This is a genomic window from Streptomyces sp. NPDC017943, assembly GCF_044328425.1.
GTDB classification, from domain to species: Bacteria; Actinomycetota; Actinomycetes; order Streptomycetales; family Streptomycetaceae; genus Streptomyces; species Streptomyces djakartensis_A.
Genome location: NZ_JBIRHH010000093.1, coordinates 1 through 1,173, shown reverse-complemented (window position 1 = coordinate 1,173; position 1,173 = coordinate 1). Strand labels below are relative to the sequence as shown.

Sequence of the window (1,173 nt, the reverse complement as noted above, 5' to 3'; positions counted from 1 at the left end):
TACTGACTTCGGCTCTTCAAGGTGACGTGGGTTTGTCGAGGGTCAGGCCGGTGCCGGCTATGAAGCCGTCGAGGGTGTCGGGCCGGTACTGAAGGCGTTTGAGCCGGTTGCGTACGAGGGCTTCGAGCCGGTCGAGGGCGACGACGGCGAGGTTGGCCAGGCTGCGTTTGACGTGTGCCCATACCCACTCGACGGGGTTGAGATCGGGCGAGTAGGCGGGCAGGAGGAACACCGTCAGCCACTCGCGTTCGGCGATCAGTTCGCGCATGGCGTGGGAGACGTGGGTGTTCAGACGGTCCCAGACCAGCACGACCGGTGCCTTGACGAGCTGGTGGACGCCGTCGACGAGTGCGATGAAGTCCCGCTCGCCCATGCTGCGGCGTGCGCCTTTGCCCGCTTGGTGGGTGCGCAGACGGTGGCACAGCCGGGTTCGTGAGCCCGGCCGTATCGCGATCAGCCCGGCCACCGACAGGCGCCCCGAGCGGCGTCCGCTGACGGTCACGACCGGGGTGCGCCCTCGTCGGCCCCAGGTCCGTCCCCGGGGCGGCTTCCGGGTGAATCCTGCTTCGTCCTCGAAGCAGATGTAGCCCCCGCAGGCCGCCCGGGCTCTTTTACCTCCGCCCAGGTCGCCTCCTTCCACGCGGTCACTGCCTGCTCGTCGCGCTCGGCGACCTGGCGGGCGGGGACCTGCGGGCTGAAGCCGAGCCGGTGCATCAGCCGCGTGGCGCCGGAGACACTGTAGGAGACGTGGAACTTCCTGCCGATCAGCGTGGCCACCCTCGCCGCGGTCCACACCTGGTCCTCCACCCAGCCGTGGGCGGCCGGGCCCTGATCGAGGTACGCGGCCAGTTTCTCCAGACAGCGCGGGGAGAGCCGGCAACGGGATCCGCTCGGGCCGCGGGAAGCCAGAGCCTCTCGACCGCCGTCTCGCCACAACTGGTGCCAGTGGTAAGCCGACTTCACGCTCACCCGTAACCGCCGTGCAACCTCTGACGGCTTGATCTCCTGCTCGTACAACTCGGCAGCCTGCATCCGTACCGACTCCCGGCGCCGACGTCCCGCAGGGGTCAGCCCGCCCCCATCCGCATATCTCACACCACACGGATACAGCCGCCCACCCCGAACCCATCAGCGACTTCACAAAGATTCACCCCAACGAGCTGAAGTCAGTAA

Annotated in this window: 2 protein-coding genes; both read right to left on the bottom strand. The window is 68.1% G+C overall.

Annotation, left to right across the window (positions count from 1 at the left end; all coding sequences use genetic code 11):
* Positions 1-16: 16 nt before the first annotated feature.
* Positions 17-583: a transposase gene (locus ACH4C6_RS36480; protein WP_366900796.1), complete on the bottom strand. Its 567-nt coding sequence runs from the start codon at positions 581-583 to the stop codon at positions 17-19.
* Positions 499-1,071, bottom strand: a complete 573-nt coding sequence (locus ACH4C6_RS36475; RefSeq protein ID WP_398112851.1) for a winged helix-turn-helix domain-containing protein — start codon at positions 1,069-1,071, stop codon at positions 499-501. Before ACH4C6_RS36475 ends, ACH4C6_RS36480 begins: the two co-directional genes overlap by 85 nt.
* Between the last annotated feature and the right edge of the window lie 102 nt (positions 1,072-1,173).